Below are 25,604 nucleotides of genomic sequence, written 5' to 3'. Positions count from 1 at the left end.
CGTCCGGAATGCCGGAGTTACCCGCAGGGCGGCGGGCAAACGCCCCGCGGGTGCGCCCCTGGTCCGGCGCGGTGTGCCGGAACCGGGTCAGACCAGCCTGACCGGCAGCTCGAAGAGGTCGTTCTGCGTGACCACCGGCTTGTTGCGCAGTTCCGACGCGGGCACCGCCAGGTCCAGCCGCGGGAAGCGGGCGTAGAGCGCCGGGAGGGCCACGCCGGCCTCCAGCCGGGACAGGGCGGCGCCGGGGCACACGTGCGGGCCGTGCCCGAAGGAGATGTGCCGGTTCTGCGAGGTGCGGGTGATGTCGAACTCGCCCGCCGAGGGACCGTGGGCCCGCTCGTCCCGGCCCAGCGCGCCGTACGACACGATCAGCGCGTCACCGGCGGGGATCACCCGGTCGCCGACCGGGACGTCCTCGGTCGCGAAGCGGATCAGGACGTGCGAGGTGGGGGTCGAGTAGCGCAGCGTCTCCTCGACGACCGCGGACCAGTCGGCCTCCCCGGACAGCACCAGGTCCCGCTGCTCGGGGTGCGTGGACAGGTTGACCACGGCGTTCACGATGAGCGAGATCGTGGTCTCGTGCCCCGCGGCCACCATCAGCTGCAGCGTGGAGACGATCTCCTCGTCGGTGAGGTGGTCGCCGTCCTCGGAGGCCAGGATCAGCGCACTGGTCAGGTCGTCACCGGGCGCGGCGCGCTTCGCGGCGACCGTGTCGGCCATGATCCCGGCCAGCTCGGTGAGGGTCGCCACGACCTCCTCCGGCGGCGTCTGGGTCGAGAAGAACTTCTCGAACAGCACCTTCAGCCGCGGCAGCCGTGCCTCCTCGATGCCCATGAGGTCGGCGACGACGTACATCGGCAGCGGGTAGGCGAAGGCGCCCTTGAGGTCGACGACGCCGCCGTCCGCCGGCAGTTCGTCCAGCAGCCGGTCGGTGAGCTCGGTGATCCGCTTGCGCATGTGCTCCACGCGGCGCACCGTGAGTGCCTGCGCCACGAGCGTCCGCAGCCGCCGGTGCTCGGCGCCGTCCACGGTGAGCATGGAACGGCCCGGGTTGGCCAGCCCGATCAGCGGCCAGTCCGCGGGGATCTCGCCGCGCTGCCACGCCCCCCAGACATTGATGTCCTTGACCAGGCGGGGGTCGGTGAGGAGGGCCTTGGCCTCGGCGTGGTGGGTGACCGCCCACACGGGCACCCCGCCCGGCAGCTCCACCGCGGCCAGCGGACCGGCCGCGCGCAGCCGGGCGCTCTCGCCGTCCAGGTCGGTGACGAACGGGTCCAGCGGTATCCGGGCTTCTTCGGTGCCGGTCGTCATGCTGACGTGCCTCCCAGGGCGGTGGTCGGGGTGAAGCGCACGGGCAGTTCGGTCAGCCCCCGCAGCCAGGGCGAGGGACGACGGGTGAGGGACCCGGCGGGTACGGCCAGGTCGATGTCCGGCAGCCGGTCGAGGACGACCTCGATGCCCGTACGCGCGATGACCTCGGCGACCTCCTGCGCGGGGAACGGGCAGCGGTGCTCACCGTGGCCGAAGGAGAAGTGCGCGTTGTTGCCGCCGGTGAGGGCCGAGCCGTCGGTGCGGACCTGCGGGTCGGAGTTGGCGCCCTGGAGACCGAGCAGCAGCAGGTCGCCGGCGCGGATGCGACGGCCGCCGAGCTGTGTGTCGCGGGACGCCCACCGGCCGGCCACGTTCTGGGTCGGAGTGTCCTCCCACAGCACCTCGTTCATGGCCTCGGCGACGCTGTTGCGGCCACCGAACAGGGACGCGGCGAAGCGCTCGTCGGTCAGCATCAGGCGCAGCGAGTTGCCGATCCAGTCCGCCGTCGGCTGGTGCCCGGCGGCCATCATCACCATCAGGTCCTGGGCGATCTCCTCCTCGCTGAAGCCGCTGTCGTCGGCCAGCATCCGGGAGGCGACGTCGTCGGCGGGCGCCGCCTTCCGGTCGGCGAGGAGCCGGGCCATCGACGTGCCGAGGTGCGTCTGGCCGGCGATGGCCCGCTCCCTGCCGTCGATCATGTCGTTGAGGGCGGTGACGAGCGCGGGACCCTCCTCGTCGGAGAAGCCGTACAGGCGCGTCAGCACGCGCACCGGCAGCAGCATGGCGTAGTCGCCGACGAGGTCGGCCTCGCCCTTGGCGCAGAGCCGGTCCACCAGCTCGTCGGCGAACCGCTCGGCGTGGCCGCGCAGCACGTGCGGGTCGACGGCCTCCAGGGCGTCGCTGATCATGGCGGCGCGTTCCCGGTGCCGCTCGCCGACCGTGTAGAGGATCGACGGCTGCTTGCGGCCGATCATCGGCAGCAGCGGCCAGTCGCCGGGGATGTTCTCCCACTGGTTCCACAGGTCGGAGTCCCGGCTGAACAGCACCGGGTCGCCGGTCACCTGGTGCAGTTCCCGGTAGCCGAGCACCAGCCACGCGGGGACGTCTCCGTCCAGCAGCACCGGGGTGACGGCACCGTGCTCGCGCCGCATCTGCCGGTACAGCAGTGCGGGCTCGGTCTGGAAGCGGGGACCGCTGAGCGGTACGGCGTCGGTGGCGTCGGTGCTCACACGAACTCCTGTCGGGGCTGGGCGGCGTAGCACGCCTGGAGGTGCTCGACCAGCGCGATCAGCACCTGCTTGCTGGACTCGCGGGACCGGGCGTCGCAGGAGACCAGGGGCACCCGGGGGTCCAGGTCGAGAGCCTCGCGGACGGCGTCGGGGGAGTGCCGGGGGCCGCCGAAGTCGTTGCAGGCGACGATGAACGGCGTGCCGTGGTGCTCCAGACGGTCGATGGCGTACCAGGAGTCGTCGATGCGGCGGGTGTCCACCAGGACCACCGCGCCGAGCGTGCCGGAGAACAGCCGGTCCCAGAGGAACCAGAAGCGCTCCTGGCCGGGCGCGCCGAACAGGTACAGCACGTTGCGCGCGTCGAGGCTGATGCGGCCGAAGTCGAAGGCCACGGTCGTCGCGGTCTTCCCGCGCACCTCGCTGATGTCGTCGACCGCCTCGCCGGCCTGCGTCATGGTCTCCTCGGTGTTGAGGGGACGTATCTCGCTGACCGAGCGGACCATGGTCGTCTTGCCGACACCGAACCCGCCCACGACCACGATCTTGAGACCGTTGTCGGCGGACGCACCCAGCGGTGTACGCGCTGGTGTGGAGGCGTCAGAGATTGCGGAGTCCAACGAGCACCTGCTCCAGGATGTCGGGATCGGGGACGGCTGCCTTGCGCGGATGGCGCACGCTCACGCGCCCTGCGGCGTGCAGGTCGGAGAGCAGGATCTTGGTGATGCTCACCGGGAGCCGCAGTTCGGCGGCGATCTCCACCACCGCCGTGGGGGCCTCGGTCATCCGCAGGATCGCCGTGTGCTCCGACTGCATGCCGGGCCCCGGCTCGCACTCGGCGACGATGAGGGTGACGAGGTCGAAGGGGCTGTCGGGCCCCGACCGGCTGCGCCCCTGGGTGACGGTGTACAGGCGGTCGGGTGCGTCGTCCCTGCCGGGGCGGCTCATGACGTACGGGGCTGCGCGGTGAGGTGCTCGCCGAGCTGCTCGATGAGCTCGCTCATGTTGTGTCCGACGAGCCCCGCGTCCGCGTCCTCCGAGGTGACGACGGCCAGGTGCGCGCCCTCACCCGCCTCGACGATGAACAGGATGCCGCCGTAGAACTCGGTCATGGCCGAGCGCACACCGCCGCTGCCGTCCCCGAACTCCACGGACGCGCCGTGGGAGAGCGACTGGATGCCGGCGGCGATCGCCGCGAGCTGGTCGGCCTGGTCGACGGAGAGCTCGGGGGTGCGGCACAGCTTGAGTCCGTCCCGGGAGAGGACGAGCGCGTGCCGCGCACCCGGAGTGCGCTCCAGGAGGCCCTCGATGAGCCAGGTGAGCTTCTCGTCGGCGGTGGTCGAGCCGGTCATGAGGTGGTGTCGCCTTCCGGGTGCGCGTGCGAGTGGGACGGGTGGTCGGGGGCCGTCTCGGTGGGTTCGGGTGCGGCGGTGTCCGGCTGTGGGGCGCTGCCCCGCGCACCGGAGGGGCCGGCCGGCCGTACCGCCTGGCGGAAGCTGCTGAAGCGGGCCGCGCGCACCTTCGCGTCGTCGGCGGGCGGGGCGGGGCGGGGCTCGTCGGTCCTGGTCGTGGACCGGGCGCGCTCGGCCGCGGCGAGGGTGCGGCCGCGGCGGCGCTTGGGCAGTTCCGTGGCCGGCTCGGCGGACTCGCCCGCAGCGTGCGGCCCGCGCTCCGCCGACTCGTGGACGGGAAGCGGTTCGAGGTCCGCGCCGCCGGGGGCGAGGTCGCCGGCGGGGGCGGGCGCGACGGCCGGGTCCGCCGCTGAGCGCGGCGGGTCCGCCGGGACCGCGACCGCGGGGCTCGTGGCGGTCCGGTTCGAGGTGATCCCGTCCGGGGCCGCCGCGTGCGAGGCGGGGCCCTCGGACACGGCCGGGCCGCTGAGGATGTCCTGGGGGATGAGCATCAGCACGCCGGTGCCGCCGCGCGCGGACGGCCGGAAGGACACCTTCAGCCCGTACTTCGCCGACAGCCGGCCCACCACGGCGAGGCCCAGCCGGGTGCCGGTCAGGCCGCCGATACCGGCGGTGTCGCCGGAGACCGCCTGCTGGGCGCGGCGCAGTTGGACCTCGCCCATCACCAGCCCGCTGTCCTCCACGGACACGATGACGCCGGCCGGCACCTCCTCCACGTACACGTGGACCTCGGCGGTCGGCGGCGAGAAGTTCGCCGCGTTGTCGAGGATCTCGGCGAGCGCGTGCATGACGCCCTCGGCGGCGTGCCCGGCGACCGCGCGATCGCTGGCCGAGTGGACACGCACCCGCTGGTATCCGGCGATACGTCCCATCGCCCCGCGCAGGATCGACTCCATGCCGATGGGCCGCGCCCACCGGCGTCCGGAGCGAGCGCCGGTGAGGACGGCGACGGAGTCGGCGAGCCGGCCCGCCTGAGCGGTGCGGTGGTCGAGGTGCAACAGGTCGGTGAGGACGTCCTCGTCGCCGTGCCGCTCCTCCATGGCCCGCAGGTCGGCGAGCATCCCCGTGGCCAACGCCTGCATCCGGCCGGCCGCGTTGGCGGTCGCCGAGACGGCGGCGGCCCGCTCTCCGGTCGCCCGGTCCAGCCGCGTCCGCAGCCGGCCGGTCTCCTCGGTGAGCCGGGCGACCTCCTGGGCCCGTTCTTCGGCCAGACGTGCGCGCTCCTGCTCGAAACCGTCCGCCAGTCGCTCCCGATCCCGGTCGAACTCGCCGAGCAGAAGGGCCCGTTCACGCTCGGCCTCGGCCCGCAGGCGCTCCTGCTCCCGTGCCGCCTGCTCGGCGAGGCGCGCCCGGTCCCGCGTGAGTCCGCCGACGTCCGCGCGAGCGGTGTCCAGCAGGCGGCGGGTGGCCCGCCCCTCGCGCACGGCGTGCACGGCCACGGTCACCGCCACGCAGAGCAGGATCGCCGCGGCGCTCGCTCCCAGGCCGAGGGGGACCCGTACCGAGGGCGGTGCCGCGGCGACGGCGCCGCCGACGACGAGCGCCGAGACCACCGCGCAGGGCAGGGCCACGGATACGAGGGCGCGGGGGGAGGGTCGGTCGCCGGGGCGGGCGGGCGCGGTCATCAATCGGGTCCTCGCCAGGCCGCCGGAGCGGCCCTCGTGTCGGCTTCGGGGCGCGTGTGGGCAGGCAGCTTTCACACGGCACGCAACTGGCGATCACTATACGAGAGTCGGCGATCCGAAGGAGAAGGGTCTTGCTCAATTACCGCGCGGATTCCGTCGGTTTCTCGCGTCGCGGTCACAGACGCTCGCCGGCCACGTCCGCCTCGCTCGGTGTCCGCCCGGGGTGCCGGCGGCCGTGCGCCCTGAGCGTCCGCAGCCGGTCGAGGCGGGCGATCACGGGAGAGGCGGTCACCCCGTGCAGGGCCACGGAGGCGAGGACGGTGAAGGCCACCACGGCCCACAACTCCCCGGCCGGCACGTGGAAGCCCTCCGTTCCGAGGGCGTGCGCGAGATAGAACAGCGAGCCGATGCCGCGGATGCCGAAGAAGGCGGTGACGAGCCGTTCCCGTGGTCCCGCGGCCGTTCCGAGCTGCGCGATCCACCCGGCCGCCGGCCGGGCCGCGAGCAGCACGAGCAGACCGACGGCCGCGCCCCGCCAGGTCAGGTCGGCCAGGGCGCCCTGGGCGACACAGGCACCCAGCAGAAAGAGGAGCCCGGCGGTCAGCAGCCGTTCCACCTGCTCGACGAAGTCGTGGAGCACGGCGTGGTAGCCGTGGTCGCGTTCGGCGGCGCGGATGCTGCAGGCGGTGACGAAGACGGCCAGGAAGCCGTAGCCGTGGGCGAGTTCGGTGACGCCGTAGGACAGGAAGGTGGCGCCCAGGGCGACGAAGCCCTCGCGGTGTTCGGACAGGCGGAACGACTCCGGGCCGGCGCGGAAGAACAGCCAGCCGAGCAGTCTGCCGACGGCCAGGCCCGCCAGGACGCCGACCAGGCACCCGTAGAGCAGGTCGACCAGCAGCCAGTGCCCGACCCAGTCACCGGACATGCCGGTGCCCGCGGACGCTGCCAGTGCGATCGCGGCCATGACGACCGGGAAGGCCAGGCCGTCGTTCAGCCCTGCCTCACCGGTGAGCGCGAACCGCACCTCGTCCTCGTCGTGTTCGGAGTCGGTGGGCGCACCCACCCGCACCTCGGAGGCGAGGACCGGGTCGGTGGGTGCCAGTACGGCGGCGAGCAGCAGCGCGGCGGCCGGCGGCCAGTCCAGCAGCCACCAGGCGAGCAGTCCCGTGGCCGCGATGGTCAGGGGCATGGCGATGCCGATCAGCCGCCAGGGAGCCTGCCAGCGGCGCCGGCCGAAGGGACGGTTCAGCGCGAGGCCGGCGCCCATCAGGGAGACGATCACGCAGATCTCGGTCAGGTGCTCCACCCACACCCGGTCGCGTACGAGGTCGATCTCGGGCAGCGGCGTGGGGAGCAGTTGCAGGACGACGCCGCAGGCCAGGAAGACGAGCGGCATGGACAGGGGTCGCCCGGCCACCAGCCGGGGTATCACGGCCGCCGCGAGCGCACCCGCCCCCAGTACGGCGAAGAGGAAGTCGGCCAAGGTCATCGCTGTCGTGTGCCCGCTGCGGCCGAGCCGTACGCCATCCGGTGCGCGTTCGGGGTCCGGGCGCCTGGAGGGCTCAGGGCGGGCCGCCCCGCTCGCACACCTGGCGGGCGATGTCGCGGAGCTTCACGTTGTGGTCCTGCGAGTACCGGCGCAGCACCGCGAAGGCCTGGTCCTCGGTCAGCCGCCGGCTGCCCATGAGGATGCCCATGGCCTCGCCGATCGTGTGCCGGGTACCGATCGCCTCCTGCATCTGGGCGTGCGTACGGGCGCTGGAGAAGGCGACGGCGGCGTGGGAGGCGAGCAGCCAGCCGGCCAGCTCGCTGGCTTCCGTGAACGCCCCCGGGCGGTAGGAGTACAGGTTCAGGGCACCGAGGTCCTCGTCCTCGGTGAAGAGCAGGAACCCCATCATGCTGCCCAGCCCCAGCCTGCGGGCCGCGGGCACGTACTCGGGCCAGCGCCGTGCCTGATCGGTGAAGTCGGCGATCCGGAACTGCCGCTGCCCCTCGGAGGTGCGCGCGGCGTCGAAGCACGGTCCTTCCCCGACGCGTCCTTGCAGATCGTCGCTGTCCACCACCACCTGGTCGGTGGGGGCGAGGGACTGCACCCGGTGGCCGCGCAGGATGAGGATGCCGGCGGCGTCGCAGCCCTCCACCAGTTCCGTGGCCGAACCGGTGATGCGCTTGAGCGTGTCGTTCACCGATTCCTGGGCCAGCAGATCGCGCGCCAACGACGCCATCTGCTGAGCGAACCCGCGCCAGTCCTCCATGTCGCCACCTCTCTCGTCCCTCACGGGGTGCCCACACAAGGCCGACGCAACAGTGACGGATCCTGACGCCGCCGTGTCTCGTTTCCCGCTCCAGGCGCAGAGGTCCGGCCGCGACGCCACCGCCACGCGCCTGGTCACCGCCGCGCCGGCCGTCCGTGTCCGCCCGCGTCGGCCGGCCGCCGCGGCCTCAGGTTTCGTCGGGCCGGAGCCGGTCGGCGGCCTCCGGGGGCTGGATCCGCATGCCGGGACGCCGTCGGTGCACGGTCAGGTACGTCACCCCGTCCGGTCCGGCGTGGACCGCGCGCGTCGAGCCGTGGGGCAGCCAGGTCAGGGCGCCCGCGCGCAGGGGCCGCCGGCCGTCGGGACCGACGAGGGCGGCCTCGCCGTCGAGGACGAGCAGCAGGACGTCGAGGTCCGGCTCCGTGTGGGTGTCGACCCGCCCCGCCGCGGGGATGCGGACGACGTTGGCGTCGAGCTGTCGTCCGGGCTCCGCGAGCCTCCACAGGGCGCCGGCGGACAGGTCGTCGCCGGGCGGCAGGAGCTCCGCGAGGTCGCAGAGGACCCGGGGGCGAGGGGTGTCCGCCGCCGGGGCGGGGGAGTCGCGGTCTGCCGCTGCCATCGGATGCCACCGTCCCAAGGTCCGAGATGCCCGACCGGACTGTCCGGCCGCCCCGTCGAGCGGCCGGCCCCGGCACGGCCGGTCGAGTGACGCGCTCCACAGGCCGAGGGCGCGAGGTAAAGACGAATCTAGCATGCGTATTTGATAGCGTCCGGGCTGTGCGGCTGACGAAGTTCACCGACCTGGCGCTGCGCTCCGTCATGCGCCTGGCGGTCGTGAGAGACGGGGACGACCCCTTGACCACCCGCGAGGTGGCCGAGGCGGTCGGCGTGCCGTACACGCATGCGGCGAAGGCCATCACGCGGCTGCGGCACCTCGGCGTGGTCGAGGCGCGGCGCGGGCGCGGCGGCGGGCTCACGCTGACCGACCCGGGGCGGCGCGCCTCGGTGGGCCGACTGGTGCGCGAGCTGGAGGGCGACGGTGAGGTGGTCGCCTGCGAGGGCGACTCGCCGTGCCCCTTGCGCGGGGCCTGCCGCCTGCGGGGCGCGCTGCGGGAAGCGCAGGAGGCGTTCTACGCCGCGCTCGACCCGCTGACCGTGACCGACCTGGTGGCCTCGCCGACCGGTCCGGTCCTCATCGGCCTGACGGACCGCCCCTCGGTGTGACCGCTCCTCGGTGTGACCGGAGGGCGGGGTGTGTGACCGTCGCGGACGGGGGGCGAGTCGGCGTCAAAACACGAATTTCAGTTACCAATTAAGGAGTCACCGTGCTCTCCGAACAGTCGGTCCCCGTGGTCCGGGCCACCCTCCCGGCGGTGGGTGGCGCCCTCGGCGACATCACCACGCTCTTCTACCGGAAGCTGTTTGACGCCCACCCCGAGCTGCTGCGGGACCTCTTCAACCGCGGCAACCAGGCCGGCGGGGAGCAGCAGCGGGCGCTGGCCGGTTCCATCGCCGGGTTCGCCGGCATGCTGCTGGACCACCCCGACGTCCGTCCGGACGCGATGCTCTCCAGGATCGCGCACAAGCACGCCTCCCTCGGCATCACGGCCGAGCAGTACAAGATCGTCCACCGTCATCTGTTCGCCGCCATCGCGGAGGTGCTCGGCGACGCCGTCACCCCCGAGGTCGCGGCGGCCTGGGACGAGGTCTACTGGCTGATGGCCCACGCGCTCATGGCCCTCGAAACCCGCCTCTACCAGGAGGCGGGGGTCGCCGAGGGAGAGGTCTGGCGCCGCATGGAGATCGTCGAACGGCGCGAGCAGACCCCCGACGCGGTCTCCCTCGCACTCCGGCCCGTCGACGGCCACCCCACGCCGCCGTTCCGCCCGGGCCAGTACGTCAGCGTACGGTCCGAACTGCCCGACGGCTCCCGGCAGATCCGGCAGTACAGCCTGTCCGCCGGCCCCGGCCGGTCCGACCGGCGCATCACCGTCAAGCGCGTCCGGGGCGGCGCGGGACCGGAGGGCGAGGTCTCGTCCTGGCTCCACGCCCACGCGCGCGAGGGCGACGTCCTCACCGTGTCCGCACCGTTCGGCGACCTCGCGCCGGTGGACGGCGACGGCCCCCTGCTGCTGGCCTCGGCCGGCATCGGCATCACCCCCGTGCTGTCCGTGCTGGACCACCTGGCCGCGTCCGGCGCCACCCGCCCGGTCACCGTCGTCCACGCCGACCGCACCCCCGCCGACCACGCCCACCGCCAGGAGCAGCTGGACCTGATACGCGCGCTGCCCGGTGCCCGGCTCCACCTCTGGTACGAGGAGCCCGGCGACCAGGCACCGCACGCGTCGGCCGGCCGCGCCGACCTCGCCGGCGTCGATCTGCCCCCGGGCCTCACGGCCTACCTGTGCGGCCCGGTGCCCTTCATGCGCGCCGTCCGTGGCGACCTGCTGCGCCGGGGTGTGCCGGCGCGGGCCGTCCACTACGAGGTGTTCGGTCCCGACCTCTGGCTCGGACGGCCCTGACGGGCGGCGGACGCCCCTCTCCCTCTGGGCCTAGGCCGCCGCGGTGAAGGCGGTGCTGATGGCGGTGTCGACCCGGGCATGGACGACCAGCCGCGGGCCGGAGGTGTCGGCGTTGTTCTCCAGCAGCCGCCGGACGGGCGCGCTGTGGGTGACGACGCTCATCAGGACACCCGGGCGACCGCACCACTGATGGGCCCGGAGCACGGCACTGACCGCGGCGGGACCGGCCGCCCGGTCGGTGAGGACGATGACGACGGGGGCCGGCTTGTGGGCGTCGACCAAGTGGGTGATGTGCGTGGTCAGCGTGGCCCGCCCGTCGATTCCCGGGTCCTGGTCCACCGTGATGACCAGGACCCCCTGCTCCAGGGTGTGGGACAACATCGCGGCCTCCGATCCGACGCCTGATGGCGAAGTTGTGTCCAGTGAAGGTGCCCGCGACCGGGTCCGCAATACGCCCGTCCCGGCGCCGGAGCGGGAGTGCCGGCCCTGAGTACGATCATCCGGTCCGTCCCTGACCGCCCCGAGGAGCTCCCACCGGTGCCCGCCCTCCTGCCACCGCCCCGTACCGGGCCCCCGCTGCTGACCCCTCGGCGCCTGACACGCCAGGAGGACGGTGAACGGCTGCACGCCCTGTTGTGGTGCCCGGGCCCGGGCTGGCGGACGGCCAGCAGCGCCGTGCTGGGCGGCGGGATCGGCGAACGCGCATGGGTGCTCAACGCCCAGGTCGCGCACGGCTACCAGCGCACCGACCCCGCACGGCACCTCGCGGCCCTGGCTCGCGCCGCCGGCGCCCGGGGGCCGGGCGTGGGCCTGATGACGGCCGCCGACGTGTCCGCCTCCGGCAGCGCGCGGGACGGCGGCGCGGAGGCCGTGGTGACTGCGGGCGTCACGGTGCGCGGCTGGGCGGCCTCGCTCGCCGAGGGGGCCACCGGGACCGCCGCTCCGGGAACGATCAACATCGTCACCGCCCTGCCCGTGGCGCTGAGCGACGCGGCCCTGGTCAACGCCGTGATGACGGCGACCGAGGCCAAGGTCCAGGCGCTGCTCGAAGCGGGCTTCGACTGTTCCGGCACCCCGACGGACGCCGTGTGCGTCGCCGCCCGCGCCCCACGGGCGGACGCCGAGGTTTACGCCTTCGCCGGACCGCGCTCGGAGTGGGGCGCACGGCTGGCCAGGGCCGTCCACCGGGCCGTGCTCGCGGCGCTGCCCACCGCCCGGTGACCGAGGGCCCTACAGCGACGTCCTGCGACGCACCGCGAGTGCCCGCAGTGCCAGTGCGGCGGCGAGCAACACCCAGGCCACGGCGGAGTACGCCCAGGCCGTCCCGTCCCGGACGACGCCGACGGCGCTCCACACCGCCCACAGCGCGAGCACCACGCACAGCGCCGTCCACGTGATGTCGGCGGCGCGGCTGCGCAACTGTCCGCGCTGCCGGGTGCCCGGTTCCAGAGTGCCGAGCCCGTCGTCGACGGGCGCCTTCCCCTCGTTCACATCAGGCTCCTTCGGAAGTCGGTGCGGAGTGAACTCCGCCTACCCCCGGGGAGGTTGCGCATGCGGTGCGGGAGACAGGGGTGCGCGGGGGCGCCCGGCCGGGCCACCCCCGCGCCTCTCCCTCGGACGCTCAGCGCTGCGACGTCTTCTGCAGTGCCTTGTCGAGGGCGGCCTTGAAGCCGTTCACCCACAGCTGGTTCACCCGGCTGCGTTCGGTGGCGTTCGGGTAGGCGTTGGTGCAGGACGGGCCGGGGCCGCCGCCCGACATCAGTTCGCTGCACGGGCCGGAGTAGTGGTCGGGGAGGCCGAGCACGTGCCCGGTCTCGTGGGCGGTCACGCGGGTCGAGTCGTACTGCTGGTTCTGCCGGTAGTCGAGGAAGATGTAGCCGTTGCCGTGTCCGTCCGTGGAGGCGTACGACCCACGCGAGTCGTTGCCCTCGTAGTAGGCGAAGTCCGCGCCCGAGCTTCTCTCCGCCAGCCGTACGTTGGACACCGAGCTGTTCCAGATCTGGGTGGAGCGGGATATCTGCGAGCGGAAGCTGGGCGCGTTGGTGGCGCTGTAGTAGACGGTGACGGCGGCCGCCGAGGACGGGGCGGCGGCGCGCTTCTCGGCGACGGACTTGATGACCGCCTCGAAGAACGCCCGGTTGGCGGCGGCGTCTTCGCCCGAACCGGCCGCGGGCTGGTAGCCGACCTGCGCGGCCCGGGCCGGCGCCTGGGGGGCGGCGGCGGTGGCGGCCGGACCGGCGCCGAGCACGGCAGCCGTGAGGCCGAGACCGACCGCGGTGGACAGCAGGGGCAGACTGATGCGCATCGATGACTCCTTGTGTGGGGGAGTGGGGAGAAGTCGTCATCGGTGAGTGTGGGACGCACCTGAGCCGCTGTGATGATGGCAACAGGGGATAGGGCCGGGCTATCACCACCGGTGGCACCACCAAAGCGTCGCGGCCCGGGTCCGTCACCGGGCGGACACCGGTGCGGACAGCTTCTCCCGCTGTGCAGAACTCGCCCTGGTCCGCCGCGTTTTGTTCACCTGGCGCAACCAAACGTTCCGCCCTACTCTCCCTCCATGGAGCTCGAGGTGAGGCACCTACGCGCACTGTGCGCCATCGCCGACGCCGGCAGCCTGCATCGGGCGGCACGCCGACTCGGCGTCGCGCAGCCCACCTTGAGCACGCAGTTGAGCCGCATCGAACAGGCCCTGGGAGGGCCCCTGTTCGTCCGGGAACGCACCGGCTGCCGTCCCACCCCGCTCGGCCGGACGGTCCTCGGCCGAGCCCGCCCGCTCCTCGCCGACATGAGCACCCTCGTCCGCGAGGCCCGCGCCGCCGCGACCGGCGGCGACAGCCGGCTGCGCGTCGGCTCCACGGCGAGCCGCGCCCTGGCCGGCTGGCTGCGCCGGCTCAGACGGCCCGGCCTGGAGCCCTCCCTCCAGATGGACGTCTCCGCCAACGCCCTGCTGCGCAGGGTCGCGGACGGTCAGCTCGACGTCGCCTTCGTGCACGAGGTCGAGGGCTGCCCGCTGCACGTCCCCGAGGGGCTGCGGCTGCGGGTGCTCGTCGAGCGCGAACCGCAGTTCGTCATGCTGCCCGCCGACCACCCCGCGGCCGCCCGGTCCGTCGTCCGCCTCGCCGACCTGGCGGAGGACCGGTGGATGGTCGACCTCACCGTCGACGGCGAGTGGGACGGGGTGCACCGCATGCTGCGCGCCGTCGGCCTCGACCCGCGCGTCCTGCACGGGGATTACCACACCGCCGCGTCACTCGTCGCCACCGGCGAGGTCGTGACCGTCTGCCAGCCCAGCTCCCAGTCCCGCCCCGACATGGCGGTACGACGCCTGTACGGCGACCCCCTCGGAGTGCGCCTGCTGCTGGCCGCACGCACCCGGACCGAGGTGGACGCCGTCTACCCGGCGCTGGAGGAGGCGTACTGGGAGGTGGCCCGCCAGTCCACCGCGTACCGGGAGTGGCTGGAGCACACGGGCGCCCGCACCGCCGTCCCGTGCCGCCCCGGGGCCGTCCCGGAGGAGGACCGGGCGGTGTGTGCCCCGGTCCGCTGAGCGGATCGGCCATTGCGGTGGTTTCCCGCCCGAACCGGTATGACAAGACGGTCATACGGTTACGGAGAGGTGCATGAGCTCTGTGCGACGTCTCCCGCCTCTTCGTTCGATGGCCGTCATCTGCGCCCTGGGCAGTTCCGTGCTGCTGATGACCGGCTGCACGAACGCCGACACGACACGCTCCAGTGTCGCCGAGGCGGCTCAGACCACCCCTGCCACCAACACCGCGTCCGCCACCAACACCGCCTCCCCCTCTCCTTCCGCATCCCTGACCGAGGACCAGGCCGAGCGCAAGGCCCTGGTCCCGTTGGCGAAGGTCACCTGGGACAAGGCGGCCGACACCGCCGTCAAGGAGGTCCCCGAGGGCAAGCTCGTCGACCTCGAACTGAAGCGCACCACCGCCGAGGCCACCGCGTCGACCGGCTCGCCCAGCCCGAGCATGCCCAACCCGGCCCCCAGTCAGGGCGCCCCGGAGTGGGAGGCCAAGGTCGCCGCCCCCGACGGCACCGTGACCCGGATGGACATCGACGCCGTCTCCGGCAAGATCTTCCGCACCCAGACCGAGGACCAGGACGCGGACGACAAGCAGCAGGTCGCCGACTGGCTGAAGAAGGCGACGCAGACGCCCCAGCAGGCCGTGAAGGTCGCCACCGACAACGCCAAGGGCACCGTGACCCACGTCGAGCTCGACGAGGGTGACGGCCAGAAGGTCATGTGGTCCGTCGACGTCGTGTCGACCGACAACTGGGACAAGGCGACCGTGGCCGTCGACGCGACGAACGGCAAGGTGCTGAGCGAGAACGTGGACAGCGACTGAGCACCACGCCTCACCGCGGCAGGCGCCGCCGGAAGTACCGCGAGAAGTACGACGGGAGCAGCGGGTGGAGTGACCCCGCTGCTCCCGTCGTGCGTGCCCGTCGTGCGTGCCCGAAGGCGTCAGACCGCGGGCTCGGCGGCCTCCGCCCGGGCAGCGGCCGAGGTGCGCGGCAGTGTCAGTACGGCCAGGAACCCGAAGACCGCCACCGCCGCGAAGAAGTAGAAGCCCCACGGGTGACCGATCCCCGAGGAGACCAGGGCACCCGTGATGGACGGGCCGACGATCGAGCCGATCCGGCCGATCCCGGACGCCGACCCGAGCGCGGTGCCGCGCACCGAGGCCGGGTAGAAGTTGGTCACGTAGGCGTAGACGAGCACCTGGGCCGAGAAGACGAACACGCCGGTGAGGAAGACGACGGCGTTCAGCATCAGGTCGCTCTCCATCCTGACGCTCAGGCACGCCAGCATGACCACCGAGACCGCGAACCAGCCCATCGTGGTGCCCTTGATGCCCTTGCGGTCGGCGACGTACCCGCCGAGGACCAGGCCCACCACACCGCCGACGTTGAGCACGAGGAGCTGAGTGACGGCGGTGGGCACCGGGTAGCCGGCGTCGTTCATCAGCTTCGGCAGCCAGGTGTTCAGGCCGTAGACCAGCAGCAGGCCCATGAACGAGGCGACCCAGACGCCGATGCCCGCGCGCAGGTACGCCGGCTTGAGCAGTTCCGTGAACGGCACCCGCCGGGCCCCGTCCCGCCGGGCCCGGACGAAGGCCTCCGACTCCGGCAGCTTGAACCACTGGACGACGGCGACGACGAGGCCGACCACACCGAGCAGGTAGAAGAGGATCTCCCAGTCGTCGGTCACCTGCAGGGCCAGCAGCGAGGTGATCACCGCGCCGGTGTGGTAGCCGGTCATGGTGAGGGTGCTCGCCCGCGCCCGGCGGTCGGCGGGCATGTTCTCGGCCATCATCGTGAGCGAGACGGGCATGCACGCGCCCAGGCCGAGCCCGGCGACGAGGCGGAGCGCGGCGAACATCGTCACGGAGTTCGCCAGCGGCACCACGATGGTGAAGAGCGAGAACAGCACCACCGAGCCGATGAGCAGGCGGCGGCGTCCCAGCCGGTCGGCGAGCGGACCGACGCAGACGGCGCCGATGGCCACGCCCACGAGCGAGAGCGTCGCGATGGTGGTCGCGTCGCCCGCGGTCATGCCGAGGTGGTGGGTCTTGAGCAGGGTGGGGATGATGGCGCCGAGGACGACGAGGTCGTAGCCCTCCAGCAGGACGGTGATCCAGCAGAGGATCACCGTCCACGTGCTGCTGCCGGCGCGGCCGGTCTGCGCGGACGCGCCGGACGTGGTGGCGGAAGTCATGGTGACTCTCCCCCCGGGGGACGGGTGTGAGTGAGCGGAGCCGGAACGGCGGGGCCGGCCGGGGTGGCCGTGGCGGGCGGCCGCGGGGGCCGGGAGGTCAGAACGGGTAGTCGGCGATGTCCGGGCGGACCGTGACCCACTGGGTCTCGGTGAACGCCTCGACGTTGGCCGTGGCGCCGCCGAAACGGGACCCGGTGCCGGAGGCCTTGACCCCGCCGAAGGGAGCGTGGGGCTCGTCGCTCACGGTCTGCTCGTTGATGTGGACCTTGCCGGAGTCGATCCGGTCGGCGAGCTTCATGGCCGTCCCGACGTCCCCGAGGATGCCGACCGACAACCCGTACTCGCAGTCGTTGACGATCCGTGCGGCCTCCTCCGGCGTGGAGAAGGAGATGACCGGGGCGACCGGACCGAAGATCTCCTCCCGCCAGGCCGGCATACGGGTCGTCACGCCGGTCAGCACGGTGGCGCGGTAGCAGGCGCCGTCGATCTCGCCGCCCGCGGCGACCTTCGCGCCCGCCGCCACGCTGGCCTCGACGATGCCGTGCACCCGCTCCAGCTGCCGGCGGTCGATGATCGGCCCGAGCGCCACGTCCTGCCGGGCCGGGTCGCCGACCGGCAGGGAGTCCGCCTTCGCGGCGAGCGCGGCGGTGTACTCCTCCACCAGCGACTCGTGCACGATGTGCCGGCCGGTCGTCATGCAGATCTGCCCCTGGTGCAGGTACGAGCCGAACGCCCCCGCCGAGGCCGCCTTCGCCACGTCCGCGCCGGGCAGCACGACCAGCGCGTTGTTCCCGCCCAGCTCCAGATGGGCCCGCTTGAGCAGCCGCCCTGCCTGTTCGCCGATGATCCGGCCGACCGGAGTGGACCCGGTGAAGGAGATCACCCTGACCTCGGGAGCCTCGACGAGCGCCTCCCCGACCGCGCCGTCGCCCGGCAGCAGGTGCAGGACGCCCGCGGGGAGCCCGGCCTCCTCGAAGATCCGGGCGATGACCACGCCGCCGCTCACCGCGGTGCGCGGATCCGGCTTCAGCAGCACGGCGTTGCCGAGGGCCAGGGCGGGAGCCACCGAACGCAGGCCGAGGATGAGCGGGAAGTTGAAGGGCGCGATCACGCTCACGACACCGGCCGGGCGCCGGCGGGTGAGCGACCAGCGGGCCTCCTCGGAGGTGAGGACCTCGCCCTGCGGGTGCGTCGGCAGCCCGGCGCACTCGAAGCACTCGCCGATGGCGAGCCGCGCCTCGAAGCCCGCCTTGGACCGCACCGAGCCGGCCTCGCGCACCAGCCATTCCTCGATCTCCTCCGCGTGCTCGGTGAAGAGCTCCCCCGCGCGCCGCAGCACGGCGGCCCGCCGCTGCGGCGGGGTCGCGGCCCACTCGCGCTGGGCCTCGGCGGCCCGGGCGGCGGCGCGGCCCACGTCCTCGGGCGTGACCAGCCCCACCGCGCCGAGCCGTTCGCCCGTCGCCGGCTCGGTCACCGGGTGCTCGGCGGGGGAGTCCTGCCAGCCGTCGCTGAAGAACTTCCGGCCCCAGACGTCGCTGTCCAGGAATGTCATCGTCTTTCCCTTCCTCGGGATCTTCGGGTGCTGGGCGCGTCAGCGGCTCCGCACGCCCGGCCGGTCGGCGGTTCGTGTGTCAGGAGGGCGTGGTGAGGGCCGTGTCCACCTGGATCAGGCGGGGGTGGCCGGGCTGCTCGGCGAGTACGGCGCGCAGTTCCTCGACGCCGCCGACGTGCCGGGCGCGCACTCCGTAGCCCTCCGCGACACGGGTGAAGTCCAGCCCCGGGATGTCCAGCCCCGGGGCGTCCGGCACGCCGAGCAGGCCGCCGAACCAGCGCAGCGCCCCGTACGTGCCGTTGCGCAGCAGCACGATCGTCAGCGGCACCCCGTGCTGCGCGGCCGTCCACAGGGCGGTGATGCCGTAGTTGGCCGAGCCGTCCCCGATCACGCCGACGACCGGGCGGTCCGGCTGCGCCATCGCCACCCCGACCGCGCCGGGCAGCCCGAAGCCGAGCCCGCCGGCCGCCGGGAAGTAGTAGGAGCCCGGCCGGCGCAGGTCCATCTGGCGCCACCAGGCGGAGTTCGTCGACGTCGACTCGACGACGTACGCGGTGTCCGCGGGCAGTCCCTCGCGCAGTGCGGCGAAGACCTGCTCGGGGTGGAGGCTCGGTCCCCCGGCGGTGAGCGGCTCGGGCGCCGGCCGGTACGGGCCCGCGGGCTCGCCGGGCGCGTCGAGCGAGCGCAGCAGCAGGCCGACGACGGCGCCGGGGTCGGCGACCAGCGCCTCGCCCATCGGGGCCCGGGCGGCCGCCGAGGCGTCGTCGGTCACCTGGACCAGCCGGGTGCCCTCGGGCAGGTACCGGCCGGGCAGGTACTCGTGGTAGCGGAAGACCGGGGCACCCAGCACCAGCACCAGGTCATGGCCCTCGAAGGCCTCGCAGACCGGCGCGATCCCGGCGGGCAGCACGCCCCGGAACTGCGGATGCCGGTTGGGGAAGGGCAGCCGGAAGAGGGAGGGGGCGGCCCACACCGGGCAGCCCAGCCGTTCGGCGAGCCGCACGGCGTCGTCGAAGAGGCCGGGCGAGTCGATGTCACCGCCGAGCACGAGCGCGGGGCGCCGGGCGGCGGCGACCCGTTCGGCGAGCCGGCGGCTCTGCACGGCATCGGGCACCGAGGCCCGCTCCACCCGCCGGTCGAGCACGGCCAGGGCGTTGTCGTCGACCTCGGCCGACCAGTCGTCGTACGGCACGGACAGATACGTGGGCCGCCGCTGGAGCCGGGCCTCGAAGACGGCCTGGGCCAGCGCGCGCGGCACGTCCTCGGCGCACGCCGGCTCCGCCGCCCAGCCGACCAGCGGCTTCATGAGGGTCTGCGCGTCGACGCTGGCCAGATTGGCCTCCGGGCCGATGGCGGGCCGGACCTGCTGCCCCGCCACCACCACGAGCGGGGTGCGTGAGGCCACGGCGTTCGTCAGCGCGCCCATCGCGTTGCCCGAACCGGAGGCCGCGTGCAGGTTGACCAGGACCGGGCGGCCCGTCGCCTGGGCGTAACCGTCGGCCATGCCGACGACCGCGCCTTCGTGCAGGCCGAGGACGTAGCGGAATCCGTCGGGCAGGTCGGCGAGGAAGGGCAGCTCGTTGGAGCCGGGGTTGCCGAAGACGGTGGTGAGCCCCTGGCGCTCCAGGAATGCGTGGGAGACACGGCGCACGGATGGCACGTACGTTCCTTTCGAAGTGACGTCCGACACGCTAGGCACCCCGCGACATGGGCACCAATAGATGTTTCGGCACCTCGATATAGAGTCCGTCTATATGGGCACCTTCGACCTCAACCTGGCCCGTGTCTTCGTCCTCCTGTACGAGACCGGCAGCGTCACGGCCACCGCCGAGACGCTCCACGTCACGCAGCCCACCGTCAGCTACAGCCTGGGCAAGCTCCGACGGCACTTCGGCGACGAGCTGTTCCGCCGCAACGGGCGCGGGCTGACACCCACGGCCGGTGCCCGGCGGCTGTACGAACCGCTGCAACGCGCGCTGGCGGAGATCGACGGAACGGTCCGGCAGGGAGACGCCTTCGACGCCGGGACCATGTCGGGCCGTTTCACCATCGCCCTCTCCGACCTCGGCGAGGCCACCCTCCTGCCGAGGCTCCTCGCGGCGGCGCGGGAGCGGGCGCCGGGGGTGTCGTTCACGGTCCGCCCGTTCGACGTGGAGGACGCCGAGAGCCAGCTGCGCCGCGGCGACCTCGACGTGTTCGTGGCCACCCCCGTGATCACCTCGCACCTGACCGTGCGCATCCCGCTCTTCCGGGAGCGCTACGTCCTCATGGTCGCGGCGGACCACCCCCGGGTCCGCGGGGACGAGGTGACGCTGGCGGGCCTGGCCGCCGAGCACCACGCCACGGTCTTCGGGCCGAGCGGCCACGTCGCGCCGCGGGCGGTGCTGGCCGCGCACGGGCTCCTGGAACGGGTGGCGGTGGACGCCACCCGCTTCTCGATGCTGCCCTATCTGCTGGAGCAGACCGATCTGGTCGCCATCGTCCCCGAGTACGTCGGGGAGGTCTTCACCGCCTCCCACCGGGTCCGCCTGGTGCGGCTGCCCTTCGAGACCCAGCCGATCGAGATCGCCCTGTACGCACGCCACGAGTCCTCGCGGAGCCCGGCGCAGCGGTGGCTGGTGCAGTTCATGGCGGAGGTGCTGGGCGAACAGGTGAGCGCGGCCCAACTGCCGCCGACCGCGGCGCCGGCGTAGGCGGCCCCGGAAGCCGCGCGGCACGTCACCAGGATCACCGCATGACGGCGTCCGAGCCCACCATTCTCGCCACCTCGGGAGGTCACCGCACCGGTGGCCGGACCATGGTTGCCTTCGACTCCCTGGTGCACCACACGGTGGACCTCTCGGGCGCCCACGGGCGGCGCCCCCGCGTCCTGTACGTGGGCACGGCCATCGGGGACGCCGAACACTTCACCGCCCGGATGACGGAGGCCGCCCGCGTCGCCGGCTTCGACCGACTCCTTCGGCCCCGAACTGCGCCCCCTCACCGACGCCTTGGGCTTCCTGCCCTACGGCAACGGAGTGCACTACGACGTGGACGAGGGGGCGCCGCCCGCTGATCCACCGGCTCGTCGCCGACGGCACCCTGCCCTCGGCCCACTGCACGGACGACGGCGTGGGGCTCGTCTGCCGCGGCACGGAGCTGGTCGAGGCGGTGACGGAGGTCGCGGGCAAGGGCGCCTACGTGGTCGTGCGCGAGGGTGACACGGCGGTGGAGGAGCGCCTCGAGCCGCGCGTGCTGCCCGGCACGTCAAGGCCCTGACGGTGGAAGCCCGGTGAGCATTCGGGGAACATACGTGTTTGCCGTCGGAGTGAGTGGCAAAGCGGTGTCCATGAGCGATCCGAACAAGGACACGAACCAGAAGACCACCACCACACGGACCGCCGAGTCCAAGGCCCGCAACGCCGCGGACAAGGCGACCGCCCCGGCCACGCGCGCCGGGCAGGCCGCCAAGGGCAAGGCCGGTGACGCCGCGTCAGCGGCCAAGTCCGGTGCCCAGCGTTCGGCGGATGCGGCGAACGGCGCCATGCAGACGGCGGCCAAGGGTGTCGAGGCCGGCCGTCAGGCGGTCATCACCACCTCGGGGCACGTCGCGGCCACGGCGAAGACCGCGTGGACGGTCATCGCCCACCGCAAGTTCGTCGCCGCGGGTGTGGGTGCCGGCATCACCGCTCTGAGCGCCGCGTCCTACGCGGTGGGCCGCCGGGCGGGACGTCACACGCACGGGCCCCTGACCCGTCTCACCGGCGGCCGCATCTGACGCGTTCCGCACGGCCGCACCACGGCGCCCGGTCCGGCGGCCCCCCGAGCCCAGGGGGGAACCGCAGGCCCGGGCTCGTGGTGTGCCGTCTCCACGCGCCCGCGCGACGGTCGTCCCGGCCGGCCGCGATGGCCGTGAGCGTGCGGTGCCTTCCCTCGATGCCGGTTCCGGCCGGTCTCGGCCGGGGTGCCCGGTAGCGCTCGCCCGGGCAGGGGAAGATGGTCCCGCGAGCCAATGCCCGACCGACGCGGAGGAGTGGGCGCATGCAGCATGACCGAGCCGGGAAGCCGGCCGGCCCCGAGGACCTGATCGACGTCGCCCGGCTGGTGACGGCGTACTACGCCCTGCATCCGGACCCGGCCGACCCCGGCCAGCGGGTGGCCTTCGGTACGTCCGGACACCGGGGGTCGTCCCTCGCGGCGGCGTTCAACGAGGACCACATCGCCGCCACCAGCCAGGCCATCTGCGAGTACCGCTCGGCACAGGGCACCGACGGCCCGCTCTTCCTGGGTGCCGACACGCACGCCCTGTCGGAGCCGGCGAGGATCACCGCCCTGGAGGTGTTCGCGGCGAACGACGTGACCGTCCTCGTCGACACCGCGGACGGCTACACCCCCACCCCGGCGGTCTCGCACGCCATCCTCACCCACAACCGCGGGCGCACCTCGGGCCTCGCCGACGGCGTGGTCGTCACCCCGTCCCACAACCCGCCCGCCGACGGCGGCTTCAAGTACAACCCGCCGAGCGGCGGCCCCGCGGGCTCGGACGCCACCTCCTGGATCCAGGACCGCGCCAACGAGATCATCGCGGCCGGCCTGAAGGACGTACGGCGCGTCCCCTACGCCCGGGCGCTCGCCGCCCCCGGCACCGGTCGTCACGACTTCCTCGACGCCTACGTCTCCGACCTGCCGAGTGTCCTGGACCTCGACGCGATCCGGTCGGCCGGCGTGCGGATCGGCGCCGACCCGCTCGGCGGCGCCTCCGTCGCGTACTGGGGAAGGATCGCCGAGCAGCACCGCCTGGACCTGACGGTGGTCAACCCGCTGACCGACCCCACCTGGCGCTTCATGACGCTGGACTGGGACGGAAAGATCCGCATGGACTGCTCGTCGCCGCACGCGATGGCCTCGCTCATCGAGCAGCGCGAGCGCTTCACCATCGCGACCGGCAACGACGCCGACGCCGACCGGCACGGCATCGTCACCCCGGACGCCGGCCTGATGAACCCCAACCACTACCTCGCCACCGCCATCGCCTACCTCTACGCCCACCGCACCGACTGGCCCGCCGACGCGGGCGTGGGCAAGACGCTGGTGTCCTCCGGCATGATCGACCGGGTGGCCGCCGACCTGGGCCGGCGGCTGGTCGAAGTGCCCGTCGGCTTCAAGTGGTTCGTGGACGGACTGGCCGGCGGCACGATCGGCTTCGGCGGCGAGGAGTCGGCCGGGGCGTCCTTCCTGCGCCGGGACGGCTCGGTGTGGACCACCGACAAGGACGGCATCATCCTGGCGCTGCTCGCCTCCGAGATCACCGCCGTCACCGGAAAGACGCCCTCCGAGCACTACGCCGCCCTCACCGCACGCTTCGGCGCACCCGCCTACGCCCGCATCGACGCGCCGGCGACCCGGGAGGAGAAGGCGCGCCTGGCCAAGCTGTCCCCGGCCCAGGTCAGCGCCGACACCCTCGCCGGCGAACCGGTCACCGCCGTGCTCACCGAGGCGCCGGGCAACGGAGCGTCCATCGGCGGCATCAAGGTGACCACCGAGAACGCCTGGTTCGCGGCCCGGCCGTCCGGCACCGAGGACGTCTACAAGATCTACGGGGAGTCGTTCCGCGGCGCGGACCACCTCCGGCAGGTGCAGGACGAGGCCAAGCTCGTCGTCCTCGGCGCGCTGGGCGGCTGACGCCGTACCCGTGCCCCCGGGCCGGTCAGCGACGGCCGGGCCGGGGGAGCGCCACGGTCAGGCCGCGGATCTCGTAGCCGCCGATGACCGGGCACTTCGGCCGGGGCCGCCCCCGGTCGGCCTTGCGCGCGGAGAGCCGCTCGTCGTGCCCCACGTGACCACCCCCGAGTCCGTCGCCCAGCGGCCCCGTCGACCACCCGGCACGATGACCTGGTCACAGGATCGGGTACGGGCCCACCCCCGGCCGGCCCCCAAAACCCGCCGAACCGGCGGGGACGTCACGACCGGGCGGGATCGGCCCGCGGATGGCAGCGCAGGGCCCACGGCGGTGTCCAGACCTCCGTGTCGAGGTTCCCGGCCGGCCGCGAGGCGAGGTAGCCGCGCAGCGCGGCCAGCGCCGGATGCGGGTTGTCGGCGTGCCAGAGCAGGGAGTGCGGATAGACGGGTGTCGGGTCGCGCAACGGGATGCGCCGCAGATCGTGGACGGCGGGCCAGACGAGAGGGGTGTGCTCGCTGAGGAAGGTCGCGATCGTCGACGACCCGGCGATCGTGTCGAGGAGGCCCTCGACGCCGAAGTCGGGGCCGAGGGTGTCGATGGTCAGTCCGAACTCCGCGGCGAGCGCGTCGTAGTAGGCCGACCACTCGGTGCCGGGCAGGTTCCCCGGCATCCAGATGCGGTGGCCGGCGAGCTGTGCCGGGGTCACGGCCCGTGCCGACGCGAACTCGTGACCGGGCCCGGTGCACAGCTGGAGCGGCTCGTCGTGGACGGGCGTGGCCTCGATCCCGGCGGGGAGCTCCTGACCCGGCATGACGACGCAGCGGAAGGACGCGTCGATCGCCCCGGAGCGGATCGCGGCCGCCGCCGCGCCCGCGTCCGAGTCGAAGAGGATCACGACGTCGAGATCGACCTCGGGATGGGCGCGGTGGAAGTCGCGCAGCATGGCGGCCGTGGCGAGCCGTCTCCCGATCACGTCGACTCTCAGCGGGCGCCGTCCGGGCCGCACCGATGCCGCCGCCCGCTCCTCGGCGTCGAGCAGCGCACGCGCGTGCGGGAGGAACGCCTGCCCGTCGATGGTCAGCCGCGCGCCGCGCGCCGTGCGGGCGAACAACGGCACCCCGAGATCCTTCTCCAGAGCGGCGATCCGCTTGGAGACGGCCTGCTGGGTGATCGCCAGCTGCGCGGCGGCGAGCTGGAACTGACCCGCCTCCGCGACGGCGACGAAGGTGCGTACCGCGACGAGATCCACGGCGGCCATCCTAGGAGCACAACCGAGCGTTGTGCGTGTCGGGCGAACGGGTCGCTTGATCCCTTGCCGTCGTGCTCGACCCGACGGCCGGGTCACGGCGCGGCGTACAGGAAGCCGCCCGGTGGTGACCCGGTCGTGCGAAGCTCGTTCGCCCCTCCCCACAACCGCGCGGAGTACGGGATGCTGAGCACCGCACGACGCCGAGGTGCGCGCGGGCCGGTCGGCGCACCGCCTGAGCGGCCCGGAAATCGAGTGCGCCGCTCGACCCGTCGTGCCACCATCCGCCGATGGACCGTCAGACGATCTCCGAACTCGCCCACGCCGATCACCCGATCGCGGCCCCGCTCGACGACGACTCGGTGCACCGGCTGCTGGAACGCGGCATCCCGCACGGCGACGCGCGCGTCCTGGACCTGGGCTGCGGCGGCGGGGAGTGGCTCCTGCGCGCACTCGCCGGACATCCGCGGCTGACGGCCGAGGGCGTCGACGTCTCCGAGCGTGCGCTGGCACGGGCCCGCGCGGCGGCGGGCCGACGGGGAGTCGGAGACCGTCTGGTCCTGCACCGTCGGGACGCCGCGGACTTCACCGCCCCGCACCGCTTCGACCTCGTCCTGTGCGTCGGCTCCACGCACGCCTTCGGCGGCCTGTCCGCCACCCTCGCCGCGGCGCGCGAGCACCTGGCGCCCGGGGGACGCGTCCTGGTCGGTGACGGCTTCTGGACGGACACGCCGTCCGCCGAGGCCGTCGAGATGCTCGGAGACCTCACCGACCTGCCGACCACGCTGGACCGGGTCGCCGCGGACGGCTGGACCCCGGTCGGCGGGCACATCAGCACCCGTGCGGAACTCGACGGCTACGAGTGGTCCTGGACCGGGTCGCTGGCCTCCTGGGCCCTGGACCACCCCACCGACCCGGACCGTGCGCAGGCACTCGAGGCGGCCACCGCACACCGCGACGGGTGGCTGCGGGCCTACCGGGACGTGATGGGCTTCCTCTGCCTCGTCCTGCGCCCCACGCACCCCTAGCGGCCGCCGACCGCCGGCGGTCACGCCC

General features: G+C 73.4%; 26 protein-coding genes and 1 pseudogene. 10 read left to right on the top strand and 17 right to left on the bottom strand.

What is annotated here, in order from left to right:
• Positions 1-87: 87 nt before the first annotated feature.
• The 9 genes from SAM23877_RS03460 to SAM23877_RS03420 all read right to left on the bottom strand — a co-directional run bounded on the left by SAM23877_RS03460 (position 88) and on the right by SAM23877_RS03420 (position 8,448).
• On the bottom strand, positions 88-1,311 hold the full coding sequence (locus SAM23877_RS03460; protein WP_053126792.1) for a cytochrome P450 family protein: 1,224 nt from the start codon (positions 1,309-1,311) through the stop codon (positions 88-90).
• Positions 1,308-2,540, bottom strand: coding sequence for a cytochrome P450 (locus tag SAM23877_RS03455; protein WP_053126789.1), 1,233 nt, complete (start codon positions 2,538-2,540; stop codon positions 1,308-1,310). The genes SAM23877_RS03460 and SAM23877_RS03455 overlap by 4 nt, the downstream gene beginning before the upstream one ends.
• A complete protein-coding gene (locus SAM23877_RS03450; RefSeq protein WP_174532188.1) occupies positions 2,537-3,157 on the bottom strand; it encodes a GTP-binding protein in 621 nt (206 codons plus the stop codon). Before SAM23877_RS03450 ends, SAM23877_RS03455 begins: the two co-directional genes overlap by 4 nt.
• Positions 3,138-3,485, bottom strand: coding sequence for a DUF742 domain-containing protein (locus tag SAM23877_RS03445; RefSeq protein ID WP_053126787.1), 348 nt, complete (start codon positions 3,483-3,485; stop codon positions 3,138-3,140). Before SAM23877_RS03445 ends, SAM23877_RS03450 begins: the two co-directional genes overlap by 20 nt.
• Complete coding sequence (locus SAM23877_RS03440) at positions 3,482-3,889, bottom strand: roadblock/LC7 domain-containing protein (RefSeq protein ID WP_053126785.1); 408 nt, start codon at positions 3,887-3,889, stop codon at positions 3,482-3,484. The genes SAM23877_RS03445 and SAM23877_RS03440 overlap by 4 nt, the downstream gene beginning before the upstream one ends.
• Entirely contained in the window at positions 3,886-5,574 is a 1,689-nt protein-coding gene (locus SAM23877_RS03435) for an ATP-binding protein (protein WP_053126783.1), read from the bottom strand. The genes SAM23877_RS03440 and SAM23877_RS03435 overlap by 4 nt, the downstream gene beginning before the upstream one ends.
• A 175-nt stretch (positions 5,575-5,749) precedes the next feature.
• A complete protein-coding gene (locus SAM23877_RS03430; protein WP_053126781.1) occupies positions 5,750-7,063 on the bottom strand; it encodes a cation:proton antiporter in 1,314 nt (437 codons plus the stop codon).
• 73 nt (positions 7,064-7,136) lie between these two features.
• Positions 7,137-7,829 carry a GAF and ANTAR domain-containing protein gene (locus SAM23877_RS03425; RefSeq protein WP_053126779.1) on the bottom strand — a complete coding sequence of 231 codons (693 nt, stop codon included), beginning with the start codon at positions 7,827-7,829 and terminating at the stop codon, positions 7,137-7,139.
• A gap of 187 nt (positions 7,830-8,016) precedes the next feature.
• A complete protein-coding gene (locus tag SAM23877_RS03420; RefSeq protein WP_053126777.1) occupies positions 8,017-8,448 on the bottom strand; it encodes a hypothetical protein in 432 nt (143 codons plus the stop codon).
• A 158-nt stretch (positions 8,449-8,606) separates the two neighbouring features.
• On the opposite strand from SAM23877_RS03420, the gene nsrR reads away from it, so the two are divergent.
• Complete coding sequence (nsrR, locus tag SAM23877_RS03415) at positions 8,607-9,053, top strand: nitric oxide-sensing transcriptional repressor NsrR (protein WP_053126775.1); 447 nt, start codon at positions 8,607-8,609, stop codon at positions 9,051-9,053.
• Between the two features lie 101 nt (positions 9,054-9,154).
• Positions 9,155-10,351, top strand: coding sequence for a globin domain-containing protein (locus SAM23877_RS03410; protein ID WP_053126774.1), 1,197 nt, complete (start codon positions 9,155-9,157; stop codon positions 10,349-10,351).
• Positions 10,352-10,381: 30 nt separating this feature from the next.
• On the opposite strand, the gene SAM23877_RS03405 is transcribed toward SAM23877_RS03410, so the two are convergent.
• Positions 10,382-10,732 (bottom strand): hypothetical protein, encoded by a 351-nt coding sequence (locus tag SAM23877_RS03405; RefSeq protein ID WP_053126772.1) that lies wholly within the window; start codon positions 10,730-10,732, stop codon positions 10,382-10,384.
• Between the two features lie 156 nt (positions 10,733-10,888).
• On the opposite strand from SAM23877_RS03405, the gene SAM23877_RS03400 reads away from it, so the two are divergent.
• A complete protein-coding gene (locus tag SAM23877_RS03400) occupies positions 10,889-11,572 on the top strand; it encodes an adenosylcobinamide amidohydrolase (RefSeq protein ID WP_053142126.1) in 684 nt (227 codons plus the stop codon).
• A 9-nt stretch (positions 11,573-11,581) separates the two neighbouring features.
• Here SAM23877_RS03400 and SAM23877_RS03395 read toward each other — a convergent pair whose 3' ends face one another.
• On the bottom strand, positions 11,582-11,842 hold the full coding sequence (locus SAM23877_RS03395; protein WP_053126770.1) for a hypothetical protein: 261 nt from the start codon (positions 11,840-11,842) through the stop codon (positions 11,582-11,584).
• A 130-nt stretch (positions 11,843-11,972) separates the two neighbouring features.
• The gene (gene snpA, locus SAM23877_RS03390) at positions 11,973-12,656 is read right to left on the bottom strand and encodes a snapalysin (RefSeq protein ID WP_053126768.1); all 684 of its coding nucleotides are present in this window, start codon (positions 12,654-12,656) and stop codon (positions 11,973-11,975) included.
• 255 nt (positions 12,657-12,911) lie between these two features.
• On the opposite strand from snpA, the gene SAM23877_RS03385 reads away from it, so the two are divergent.
• Together SAM23877_RS03385 and SAM23877_RS03380 are read left to right on the top strand one after the other, a co-directional pair.
• Positions 12,912-13,901 carry a LysR family transcriptional regulator gene (locus tag SAM23877_RS03385; RefSeq protein ID WP_053126766.1) on the top strand — a complete coding sequence of 330 codons (990 nt, stop codon included), beginning with the start codon at positions 12,912-12,914 and terminating at the stop codon, positions 13,899-13,901.
• Between the two features lie 73 nt (positions 13,902-13,974).
• Complete coding sequence (locus SAM23877_RS03380) at positions 13,975-14,718, top strand: PepSY domain-containing protein (RefSeq protein ID WP_053126764.1); 744 nt, start codon at positions 13,975-13,977, stop codon at positions 14,716-14,718.
• A 119-nt stretch (positions 14,719-14,837) separates the two neighbouring features.
• Here SAM23877_RS03380 and SAM23877_RS03375 read toward each other — a convergent pair whose 3' ends face one another.
• The 3 genes from SAM23877_RS03375 to mdlC all read right to left on the bottom strand — a co-directional run bounded on the left by SAM23877_RS03375 (position 14,838) and on the right by mdlC (position 19,303).
• Positions 14,838-16,091: an MFS transporter gene (locus tag SAM23877_RS03375; protein WP_053126762.1), complete on the bottom strand. Its 1,254-nt coding sequence runs from the start codon at positions 16,089-16,091 to the stop codon at positions 14,838-14,840.
• Between the two features lie 97 nt (positions 16,092-16,188).
• On the bottom strand, positions 16,189-17,643 hold the full coding sequence (locus SAM23877_RS03370; RefSeq protein WP_053126760.1) for a benzaldehyde dehydrogenase: 1,455 nt from the start codon (positions 17,641-17,643) through the stop codon (positions 16,189-16,191).
• A 79-nt stretch (positions 17,644-17,722) separates the two neighbouring features.
• The gene (gene mdlC / locus SAM23877_RS03365; protein WP_053126758.1) at positions 17,723-19,303 is read right to left on the bottom strand and encodes a benzoylformate decarboxylase; all 1,581 of its coding nucleotides are present in this window, start codon (positions 19,301-19,303) and stop codon (positions 17,723-17,725) included.
• A 94-nt stretch (positions 19,304-19,397) separates the two neighbouring features.
• Here mdlC and SAM23877_RS03360 point away from each other — a divergent pair, with 94 nt between their 5' ends.
• The 4 genes and pseudogenes from SAM23877_RS03360 to pgm all read left to right on the top strand — a co-directional run bounded on the left by SAM23877_RS03360 (position 19,398) and on the right by pgm (position 23,304).
• Entirely contained in the window at positions 19,398-20,336 is a 939-nt protein-coding gene (locus SAM23877_RS03360) for a LysR family transcriptional regulator (protein WP_053126757.1), read from the top strand.
• A 41-nt stretch (positions 20,337-20,377) separates the two neighbouring features.
• A pseudogene (locus SAM23877_RS03355) lies at positions 20,378-20,901 on the top strand (hypothetical protein).
• A 70-nt stretch (positions 20,902-20,971) separates the two neighbouring features.
• A complete protein-coding gene (locus SAM23877_RS03350; RefSeq protein ID WP_174532187.1) occupies positions 20,972-21,400 on the top strand; it encodes a hypothetical protein in 429 nt (142 codons plus the stop codon).
• 263 nt (positions 21,401-21,663) lie between these two features.
• Entirely contained in the window at positions 21,664-23,304 is a 1,641-nt protein-coding gene (pgm, locus tag SAM23877_RS03345) for a phosphoglucomutase (alpha-D-glucose-1,6-bisphosphate-dependent) (protein ID WP_053126753.1), read from the top strand.
• A 25-nt stretch (positions 23,305-23,329) separates the two neighbouring features.
• Here pgm and SAM23877_RS41745 read toward each other — a convergent pair whose 3' ends face one another.
• The gene (locus SAM23877_RS41745) at positions 23,330-23,458 is read right to left on the bottom strand and encodes a hypothetical protein (RefSeq protein ID WP_280518065.1); all 129 of its coding nucleotides are present in this window, start codon (positions 23,456-23,458) and stop codon (positions 23,330-23,332) included.
• A 124-nt stretch (positions 23,459-23,582) separates the two neighbouring features.
• Entirely contained in the window at positions 23,583-24,551 is a 969-nt protein-coding gene (locus tag SAM23877_RS03340) for a LysR family transcriptional regulator (RefSeq protein ID WP_053142124.1), read from the bottom strand.
• A 287-nt stretch (positions 24,552-24,838) separates the two neighbouring features.
• Between SAM23877_RS03340 and SAM23877_RS03335 the strand changes: the two genes are divergently transcribed.
• Positions 24,839-25,576 (top strand): SAM-dependent methyltransferase, encoded by a 738-nt coding sequence (locus tag SAM23877_RS03335; RefSeq protein ID WP_053126751.1) that lies wholly within the window; start codon positions 24,839-24,841, stop codon positions 25,574-25,576.
• The last annotated feature ends 28 nt before the right edge of the window (positions 25,577-25,604 follow it).

Source organism: Streptomyces ambofaciens ATCC 23877, assembly GCF_001267885.1.
Classification (GTDB): Bacteria; Actinomycetota; Actinomycetes; order Streptomycetales; family Streptomycetaceae; genus Streptomyces; species Streptomyces ambofaciens.
The sequence above is the reverse complement of the archived record's forward strand: the minus strand, read 5'-3'. Positions and strand labels throughout refer to the sequence as shown.

Bases quoted from the DNA above. Each gene is read 5' to 3' on its own strand.
- SAM23877_RS03360 (WP_053126757.1), top strand. From the start codon at position 19,398: ATGGGCACCTTCGACCTCAACCTGGCCCGTGTCTTCGTCCTCCTGTAC.
- SAM23877_RS03385 (WP_053126766.1), top strand. From the start codon at position 12,912: ATGGAGCTCGAGGTGAGGCACCTACGCGCACTGTGCGCCATCGCCGAC.
- SAM23877_RS03335 (WP_053126751.1), top strand. From the start codon at position 24,839: ATGGACCGTCAGACGATCTCCGAACTCGCCCACGCCGATCACCCGATC.
- SAM23877_RS03350 (WP_174532187.1), top strand. From the start codon at position 20,972: ATGAGCGATCCGAACAAGGACACGAACCAGAAGACCACCACCACACGG.
- pgm (WP_053126753.1), top strand. From the start codon at position 21,664: ATGCAGCATGACCGAGCCGGGAAGCCGGCCGGCCCCGAGGACCTGATC.
- SAM23877_RS03460 (WP_053126792.1), bottom strand. From the start codon at position 1,311: ATGACGACCGGCACCGAAGAAGCCCGGATACCGCTGGACCCGTTCGTC.
- SAM23877_RS03440 (WP_053126785.1), bottom strand. From the start codon at position 3,889: ATGACCGGCTCGACCACCGCCGACGAGAAGCTCACCTGGCTCATCGAG.
- SAM23877_RS03435 (WP_053126783.1), bottom strand. From the start codon at position 5,574: ATGACCGCGCCCGCCCGCCCCGGCGACCGACCCTCCCCCCGCGCCCTC.
- SAM23877_RS03420 (WP_053126777.1), bottom strand. From the start codon at position 8,448: ATGGCAGCGGCAGACCGCGACTCCCCCGCCCCGGCGGCGGACACCCCT.
- SAM23877_RS03375 (WP_053126762.1), bottom strand. From the start codon at position 16,091: ATGACTTCCGCCACCACGTCCGGCGCGTCCGCGCAGACCGGCCGCGCC.
- SAM23877_RS03370 (WP_053126760.1), bottom strand. From the start codon at position 17,643: ATGACATTCCTGGACAGCGACGTCTGGGGCCGGAAGTTCTTCAGCGAC.
- SAM23877_RS03445 (WP_053126787.1), bottom strand. From the start codon at position 3,485: ATGAGCCGCCCCGGCAGGGACGACGCACCCGACCGCCTGTACACCGTC.
- SAM23877_RS03380 (WP_053126764.1), top strand. From the start codon at position 13,975: ATGAGCTCTGTGCGACGTCTCCCGCCTCTTCGTTCGATGGCCGTCATC.
- SAM23877_RS03405 (WP_053126772.1), bottom strand. From the start codon at position 10,732: ATGTTGTCCCACACCCTGGAGCAGGGGGTCCTGGTCATCACGGTGGAC.
- SAM23877_RS03425 (WP_053126779.1), bottom strand. From the start codon at position 7,829: ATGGAGGACTGGCGCGGGTTCGCTCAGCAGATGGCGTCGTTGGCGCGC.
- SAM23877_RS03430 (WP_053126781.1), bottom strand. From the start codon at position 7,063: ATGACCTTGGCCGACTTCCTCTTCGCCGTACTGGGGGCGGGTGCGCTC.
- snpA (WP_053126768.1), bottom strand. From the start codon at position 12,656: ATGCGCATCAGTCTGCCCCTGCTGTCCACCGCGGTCGGTCTCGGCCTC.